This is a genomic window from Kitasatospora sp. NPDC059673, from assembly GCF_042734215.1.
Taxonomy (GTDB): Bacteria; Actinomycetota; Actinomycetes; order Streptomycetales; family Streptomycetaceae; genus Kitasatospora.
In genome coordinates, this window is sequence record NZ_JBHWEN010000004.1 from 249,948 (window position 1) to 257,651 (window position 7,704).

A 7,704-nucleotide genomic window follows, 5' to 3' on the forward strand; every position below is an offset into this window, starting at 1 on the left:
GTGAGGTGGCGTGCCGTCAGAACCAGTGCAGGCAGTGCGGTTCGCGTTCGGCGCGGAACATGGCGTCGGCGAGGGCGGCTGCGGCCGGGTGGTGGGCGCGGATGTGTCCGGCCCGGACCAGGGTGCTCGGGGTGGTGCCGCCGAGGTAGATCGAGCCGAGGTCGCTGACGTCCAGCGACAGGTCGGGCTCACGGTCGGTGGGGGTGCATTCGGCCCGGCCGTCGCGGACGGTCAGCAGGTGCCGGGTGTGCTCGCCGAGGAACGGGTCGGCGACGTCGAGGACGAGCTCGCCGTCCGCGGACCAGGTGCGCGCGGTGAGGGCACGCGGGATGTCGAGCAGCCGCACCCAGAGCCAGTCGGTGTGCTTGCCGAGCTGGCCGGCGTTGAAGTCGGCCAGCTGCCACTGCAGCGGGTGCCCGGGCGGGAAGTGCCGGAAGGCGACCTCGGTGACCAGGTCGTGGCCGAGCAGGTAGCGGGCCAGTGCGGTGAACGCGGCGTCGTCGAGCGTGACGGTCTCGTCCACCAGCAGGGTGCCGGAGTCGTCGAGGGAGTAGCTGGCGTACCCGTCCGGGGTGCCGTCGGCGTCCCGGTGGAGGGCGATGTAGCGCGGGGTGGGAGCGATCGGGGGGTGCCCGGCCTGCCGGGCCCACCAGCGGGGCGGGCGGGAGATCGCGCCGGGCTGGGTACGACGGTAGCGGTCGTAGATCTGCTCCACCAGCTCGCGGCAGTCGTTGAGCCGGAGCAGTTCGACCGTGCCGGCCGGCTGCTCGCCGGCCCGGGGCGGGGTGAGCGCGGCTTGGTGCCGGGGGACGGTCAGCCGCCGGGTGTAGGTGGCCGGGCCGTAGCCGAACCGGCGGTAGATCACCGCCTCGGAGGCCAGCAGCACCGACATGATCTCCCCGCGCTCGCGCAGCTCGGCCAGCTGATGGCGCTTCATCGCGGTGAGCACGCCCTGCCGCCGGTGCGAGGGCAGCACGCCCACGCAGCTGATCCCGGCCACCGGAACGGTCGCCCCACCGGGCAGCGTCAGCTCGAAGGAGTAGGCGGAGGCGGTGCCGATCGGACGCCCCTGGTCGGTGACGGCGAACAGCCCGCGGTCGAGTTCGAGCGCCGACCACCAGACTCCGCTGCCGTCCTCCTCCGGCGGCGTCGGGTGCTTCCCGAACGCGGCGAACACGGTGTCGATGAAGACATCGAGGTCCTTCTCGGTGGTGGAACGAATCTCCATGGCGGTGCTGTCTCCCCACAGTCGTCGGCCAGGTGCCAGCCCCAGTGCAACGGCGGCCCGCCGTCGGGTCAAGCGATTTTGCGGCTGGTAGCCTCGCCCGCCGTGACGGACGAGGACGATCTGCGGCTGTGCCCGCTGCCGGACGAAGTGGCGCTGCTGCTGGCCGAGTTGGCCGCTCCGCCGCGGCTGGTGGCGCACCTGCGGCTGGTGCACGACGTGGCGGTGCGGCTGGTGGACGGGTCGGCCGCGCTCTGGCCGGGGCTGGAGTTCGACCGGGCGGCGGTGCTGTTCGGCGCGGCCACCCACGACGTGGGGAAGGCCGTGCACCGCGCGGAGCTGTCCGGGCCCGGATCGGCACACGAGGCGGCCGGCCGGGAGCTGCTGCTGGCGGCGGGAGTCGCCCCGCAGCTGGCCCGCTTCGCGGCCGGCCACGCGAGCTGGGGCCCGCACTCCGGCGTGGAGGACCTGCTGGTGTCGCTGGCCGACAAGGTGTGGAAGAACAAGCGCGTCCCGGACCTGGAGGACCTGCTGGTCGGCGCCGTGGTCCGGGCCGGCGGCGGCGAGCGGTGGGAGGTGTTCCTCGCGCTGGACGAACTGCTCACCGCGATCGGCGACGGCGCGGAGGAGCGCCTGGCGTACCAGGCGCTCTTCGCGGCGGACCGGGCGTTCTTTGCGGCGGAGCGGGCGTTCTTCGCGGCGGAGCGGGCGGACTAGGAGAGGGTGACGGTGCTGCGGAAGACGGTCGCGCCGGGGCCGGTCAGTGCGGTCTCGGCGCCGTCGGCGGGCAGGAACGCCGACTCGCCCTGGTGGAGCGTCAACGTCTGTGTTTCGGAGGCGAGTTCGACCGTTCCGGCGGTGCAGAGCAGGATCTGCGGGGCGTCGCCCGGTAGCACGGCGGGGTGCTCGGCGAGGTCGTAGCGGGAGAGCCGGAACTCGTCGATCGGCACCGGGTAGAGCCGCTCGCCGTCCGTGCCGGGCTCGGGGCGCAGGATCTCCGGGCTGCCGCTGTGGAAGCCCACCACCTTCAGCAGCTCGGGGACGTCCACGTGCTTCGGGGTGAGCCCGCAGCGCAGCACGTTGTCGGAGTTGGCCATGATCTCCACACCGGTGCCGCGCAGGTACGCGTGCGGCAGGCCGGCGCCGAGGTAGAGGGCCTCGCCGGGCTGCAGGCGGATGTAATTGAGCAGCAGGGCGGCGACCAGACCGCGGTCGCCGGGGTGCTCGGCGGCGGCGAAGGCGTAGCCGGCCATCGCACCGCTCGGGTCGGACGGGGCGGCGGCGGTGACGGCGCGGGCCACGGCCTCCACGGTGGCCCGGCCCTGCTCGCCGGTCAGCGCGAGCGCCTCGGCGAGTGCGCCGGACAGCGCCTCGGCCTCCGGCTTGGTACGCAGCAGGTCGATCAGCGGCTCCAGCCCGGGCACCTCCAGGGAGGCCATCAGGTCGGCCGCGTCGGTGGGCGTCCGGAAGCCGCACAGGCCCTCGAACTCGCTGAGCGCGCAGATCAGTTCGGGCTTGTGGTTGTCGTCCTTGTAGTTGCGGTGCGGTGCGTCGGCGGGGACGCCGCGCCGCTCCTCGTCGGCGTAGCCGGCCCGGGCCTCGGCGCGGGTGGGGTGGGCCTGGATGGACAGCGGGACGGCGGCGGCCAGCACCTTCATCAGGAACGGCAGCGTGGGCCCGAACTGCTCGACGGCGGCGGCGCCCAGCTCGGCCGCCGGGTCGGCGGCGATCACCCGGTCGAGCGGCACCGGGCCGTTGCCGCGGTCGATCACCGAGGGCGCGCCGGGGTGGGCACCCATCCACAGTTCGGCCTGCGGCTCGCCGGTGGCGGGTCGGCCGAGCAGCTCGGGGATGGCGGTGGCCGAACCCCAGGCGTAGTCGCGGACGGTGTTGTCGAGCCGGTCCATCAAGTACTCCAAGATGCGTGCGGACATGCGTGCGCTGCGGTGGCCGGTGCGCGAGGACCACCGACAATATCCGACGCGATCGGCGGCCCGATGGTGCCAGTGATCACTCTGCTGGGCGTGCCTACCCGGCATTGGCGGGGTGTTCCGGAGAGGGTGGACGTCAACCGGGGCCGATCGGGGCCCGCCGCCGAACACCGACCAGGGGAGCAGCCGTGACCGCGTCACCGCCCGACGAGAGCGCCGAGGGCCGCGGGGCGGGTGCCGCGCCGGCCTTCCGTCCGCTGGAGGTCGAGGTCTTCACCGGACCGGAGAGCGCGTTCTTCGCCACGTCCAGCCTGATCATGGGCGAGCACACGGCGATCCTGGTGGACGCCCAGTTGACCCGCAGTGCGGGCCGGGAGCTCGCGGAGTGGATCGCGGGCAAGGGCCGGCAACTGCTGGCGATCGTGGTCACCCACCAGCACCCGGACCACTACTTCGGGGCCGAGGAGGTGCTGCGGCTGTTCCCGGGGACGCGGCTGCTGGCCGCGCCGTCGGTGGTGGACGGGATCGGGCGGACCGCGGCGGCGAAGGTGACGCAGTGGAAGCCGGTGTACGGCGACGACATTCCCGACCAGCCGCTGCTGCCCGCCCCACTGCTGCCGCAGCCGCTGATGATCGACGGCCAGCTGATCCAGGTGCTGCCGCTCGGCCAGGCCGACTGCGCCGGCTCCACGGTGGTCCACCTGCCGAGCATCCGTACCGTGATCGCGGGCGACTTCGTCTACAACGGCACCCATGTGTGGACCGCCGACACCGATCCGGCGGCGCGCGGCCAGTGGTCGCACAACCTGAGCCGGATCGCCGACCTGGGTGTGGACAGGGTGATCTCCGGGCACCGCGCCCCCGGCATGGACGACGCGGCGCACCGGGTGCTGGGCTTCACCGCCGAGTACCTGCGCGACTTCGACGAGGCGCTGGCCGACCACCCGCACGACGCCGAGGCGCTGGCCACCGCGGTCAACGAGCGCTACGGCGGCCTGACCCTGCCGGCCATCCTGGAGCTCGGCGCGGCCGCGAACGTGGGCCGGGTCGATGCGGCGGTGCCGGAGGTCTCGCAGGAGGAGAACGGGATCATCGACGCGGAGATCGTCGAGGAGAGCGACGAGACGTCTGGTGACGAGCGGGACGAGACGTCTGGTGACGGGCGGGACGAGGAGCGGTGACGGCGGGCGTCACGGGGAGCGGCGGCGGGCGGGGCGAGGAGCGGTGACGGCGGGCGTCACGGGGAGCGGCGGCGGGCGGGACGAGGAGCGGTGACGGCGGTGATACTGCCCGGATGACGCAATACGACGCGGTGGTGGCGGCGGGTGGGGCGGGCCGGCGGCTCGGCGGCGCGGACAAGCCGGCCCTGAGGGTCGGTGGCCGCCCGCTGCTGGACCGGGTGCTGGCGGCCTGTGCGGGGGCCCGCCGGGTCCTGGTGGTCGGCCCGGAGCGGCCCACCACGCGTCCTGGCGTGCACTGGCTGCGCGAGGACCCGCCCGGTGGGGGCCCGCTGGCGGCGGTGGCTGCCGCACTGCCGGAGGTGTCGGCGCCACTGGTGCTGCTGCTGGCGGCCGACCTGCCGTTCCTGGACGCCGCGACGGTGAACCGGCTGGTGGCCGCGGTCGGTGACGTGGGTGACGACACGGGCGGCGACGTGGGCGGCGACACGGACGGGGCTCTGCTGGTGGACGCCGAGGGCCGTGACCAGCCGCTGGCGGCCGTGTACCGCACCGCCGCGCTGCGCGAGACGCTCAGGTCGCTCGGCGACCCGGCCGACCGCCCACTGCGCGCCCTGACCGGGGGGCTGCGCCTGGTTCGGGTGCCCGACCTGGCGGGCGCGTCCTTCGACTGCGACACCCCGCAGGAACTGGCGGCGGCCCGACTGCGGGCGGCGGGGGAACGCTGAGGTCGCCTGCGGGCGGGCTTTTGGCGGGGGCGCGCCGTTCGTCGACCGAGCGGGAGGTCTCGGCGCTGTGGCTTCGGCGGGCGGCGGGGCAGGAGGGCTGCGGGTGGGGCGAGCCGGGTGCGAGCTGGGCCTTGTGACTCGGGCAGGGGGTTCCGGGCAGGCGCTGCGGGGTGTTGGGTCTGGCCCCGCAAGGCGTGTGGTCGGTGGCGGGAGGGGTGCTGTTCGTCGGCCGGGGGGCGTTGGCTGGGGGCTGGAGGGCCGGGTGCGGGGCGACGGACGGGCGTTCGCTGTTGCGTGCCGGGCTCTGTGATGCGGACGCGGCCCGGCGGCGTGGGTTTACGGGCAGGCGCGTCGCGGCCCGGGCCCAGCGCGGGTTGTGATGCGGACGCGGCCCGGCAGCGTGGGTTTGCGGGCAGGCGCGTCGCGGCCCGAGGCCCGGCGCGGGTTGTGGGCAGGCGCTGCGGGGTGCTGGGTCGGGATCGGTGCGCGGTCTTCCGGGGTGGGGAGGGCGGTGGTCGCTGACCGGCCGGGCTCAGGTGTCGGCGGGTGGCGCGTGGGCTTGCGGCGAGTGCTGTGCGTGGTTCGGTTGTCGGCGCGTCTGGGCCTGTCCCGGCCGGTGGGCGTGTGTGCCTGTCGCTGCCCGCCGGGGATCGGTGGGCGGATCGCGGTCGGTGTGTCGTCCGTGGGCTGGGCGGGAGTGGGCGCGGCGGTGCCGGTGGTGGCGGCCTGCGGCGGGGCGGATCGGGCAGCATGGGCGTCATGGAGCGCACATTGGACGAGTGGATGGCTGCGGCCGCTGCCGAACTGGGGCTGGACCTGGCGGTGGACGTCCGGGGACTGCTGGACATGACCCGGGTGGTGGCGCACGGGGTGGAGCGTCCGGCGGCGCCGTTGACGGCGTTCCTGGTCGGGTATGCGGCGGCGTTGAACGGTGGCGGGGCGGCGGCGGTGGCGGAGGCGTCCGCCAAGGCGACGGCGCTGGCCGAGCGCTGGGCTGCCGAGGCGGACGGTCCGGCCGAGCGGTGAGCAGCGGGACGGCGGATCCGGTGGGTGCGTCAGTGCTGTCCTCGGGTGCGGCCACGTTGCGCGGCTGCCCGTGGCCGGTGGCCCGGCGTACCGCGTGGGCGGCGGGGCGTCCGCTGCCGGTGGAGCGGGTGCCGCTGGCGGCTGCGGCCGGGCGGACCCTCGCCGAGCCGCTGACCGCGCTCACCGACCTGCCCCCCTTCGACACCTCGGCGATGGACGGCTGGGCGGTGGCCGGGCCGGGGCCGTGGCGGCTGTCAGGTCGGGTGCTGGCGGGCCAGGACTGCGCCCCGCTGGCGGACGGTGCGGCGGTGGTGATCGCCACCGGGGCACAGTTGCCGTCCGGCGCCACCGGGGTGCTCCGCCGTGAGCACGGCCGCTCGGTCGAACTCCCGGACGGCACCGTCCAGTTGCGCGGTGAGGTTGGCCCCGGCCAGGACGTCAGGCCGCGCGGGCAGGAGTGCGGGCGGGGCGAGGAGCTGCTGCCTGCCGGGCTGCCGGTGACTCCGGCGGTGCTCGGTCTGGCGGCGGCGTCCGGGCATGACGGGCTGGCCGTGCGGCGCCGTCCGACCGTCGAACTGCTGGTGCTGGGCGACGAGTTGCTGACGGCGGGGCTGCCCGCGCCGGGCCGGGTGCGGGACGCGCTGGGCCCGCTGCTGCCGCCGTGGCTGGCCACCGCCGGGGCAGAACTGCTCGGCAGCCGTCACGTCCGGGACGACTTCGGGCTGCTGCGGGACGCGATCCGGCACTCGCCGGCCGACCTGGTGCTCACCACTGGCGGCACCGCAGCCGGGCCGGTGGATTTCCTGCACGCCGCACTGGAGGCCACCGGCGGCCACCTGCTGGTGGACGGGGTGGCCGTGCGGCCCGGGCACCCGATGCTCCTGGCGGCGCTGCCGGGCGGTCGGCACCTGGTGGGTCTGCCGGGCAACCCGCTGGCGGCTGTCGCGGGCACCGTCTCGCTCGCGCTGCCGCTGCTGCACGCGCTCTCCGGGCGGGCCGCAACCGGTGCGACGGGAGTGCTGGCCGTCGGACTGCCGGGACACCCGGCGGACACCCGGCTCCACCCCGCTCGGCACACCCCGGCCGGGCTCGCGCCATTGCCGCATGACGGCCCGGCGATGCTGCGCGGGCTGGCCCTGGCGGAGGCGTTGGTCGTGGTGCCGCCCGGCGGTCTGACGGCGGGGGAGCGTGCCGAGGTGCTGCCGCTGCCCTGACCCGGCGGGGCGGATGTTCCACGTGGAACCGGTGGTCAGGATGGGGCGGGTTCTGCCCGGAGGGGCTGTCGGGGCGATTCGGATGCTGGCGCCGGGCCGGGTACCCGGTTCAACCCCGGCCGGGCTTGCCCCGCTGCCGCACGACGGCCCGGCGATGCTGCGCGGGTTGGCTCTGGCGGAGGCGTTGGTCGTGGTGCCGCCCGGCGGTCTGACGGCGGGGGAGCGTGCCGAGGTGCTGCCGCTGCCTTGACCCGGCGGGGCGGATGTTTCACGTGGAACCGGTGGTCAGGATGGGGCGGGGTCTGTCCGGAGGGGCTGTCGGGGCGATTCGGATGCTGGCGCCGGGCCGGGTACCCGGTTCAACCCCGGCCGGGCTTGCCCCGCTGCCGCACGACGGCCCGG

At 75.3% G+C, this 7,704-nt stretch carries 6 protein-coding genes and 2 pseudogenes; 6 read left to right on the forward strand and 2 right to left on the reverse strand.

Annotated elements, in window-relative coordinates:
• Positions 1–16: 16 nt before the first annotated feature.
• The gene (locus tag ACFV18_RS07580) at positions 17–1,228 is read right to left on the reverse strand and encodes a GNAT family N-acetyltransferase (RefSeq protein ID WP_380480293.1); all 1,212 of its coding nucleotides are present in this window, start codon (positions 1,226–1,228) and stop codon (positions 17–19) included.
• A gap of 102 nt (positions 1,229–1,330) precedes the next feature.
• Between ACFV18_RS07580 and ACFV18_RS07585 the strand changes: the two genes are divergently transcribed.
• On the forward strand, positions 1,331–1,942 hold the full coding sequence (locus ACFV18_RS07585) for an HD domain-containing protein (RefSeq protein ID WP_380480295.1): 612 nt from the start codon (positions 1,331–1,333) through the stop codon (positions 1,940–1,942).
• Here ACFV18_RS07585 and manA read toward each other — a convergent pair.
• A complete protein-coding gene (gene manA / locus ACFV18_RS07590) occupies positions 1,939–3,132 on the reverse strand; it encodes a mannose-6-phosphate isomerase, class I (RefSeq protein WP_380480416.1) in 1,194 nt (397 codons plus the stop codon). The two genes, ACFV18_RS07585 and manA, sit on opposite strands and share 4 nt — an antisense overlap.
• A gap of 212 nt (positions 3,133–3,344) precedes the next feature.
• Between manA and ACFV18_RS07595 the strand changes: the two genes are divergently transcribed.
• From ACFV18_RS07595 to ACFV18_RS07615, 5 genes and pseudogenes are all read left to right on the forward strand, one after another.
• Entirely contained in the window at positions 3,345–4,337 is a 993-nt protein-coding gene (locus ACFV18_RS07595; protein WP_380480297.1) for an MBL fold metallo-hydrolase, read from the forward strand.
• 113 nt (positions 4,338–4,450) lie between these two features.
• Positions 4,451–5,044, forward strand: a pseudogene (locus tag ACFV18_RS07600) (molybdenum cofactor guanylyltransferase); the annotation flags it as partial.
• A gap of 777 nt (positions 5,045–5,821) precedes the next feature.
• Positions 5,822–6,088: a DUF6457 domain-containing protein gene (locus ACFV18_RS07605; protein WP_380480299.1), complete on the forward strand. Its 267-nt coding sequence runs from the start codon at positions 5,822–5,824 to the stop codon at positions 6,086–6,088.
• 20 nt (positions 6,089–6,108) lie between these two features.
• A complete protein-coding gene (locus tag ACFV18_RS07610; protein ID WP_380480301.1) occupies positions 6,109–7,302 on the forward strand; it encodes a molybdopterin molybdotransferase MoeA in 1,194 nt (397 codons plus the stop codon).
• Positions 7,303–7,423: 121 nt separating this feature from the next.
• A pseudogene (locus tag ACFV18_RS07615) lies at positions 7,424–7,552 on the forward strand (molybdopterin molybdenumtransferase MoeA); the annotation flags it as partial.
• Positions 7,553–7,704: the final 152 nt, after the last annotated feature.

Excerpts from the sequence above, each read along its gene's own strand:
- ACFV18_RS07580 (WP_380480293.1), bottom strand. The coding sequence starts at position 1,228 with ATGGAGATTCGTTCCACCACCGAGAAGGACCTCGATGTCTTCATCGAC.
- manA (WP_380480416.1), bottom strand. The coding sequence starts at position 3,132 with ATGGACCGGCTCGACAACACCGTCCGCGACTACGCCTGGGGTTCGGCC.
- ACFV18_RS07605 (WP_380480299.1), top strand. The coding sequence starts at position 5,822 with ATGGAGCGCACATTGGACGAGTGGATGGCTGCGGCCGCTGCCGAACTG.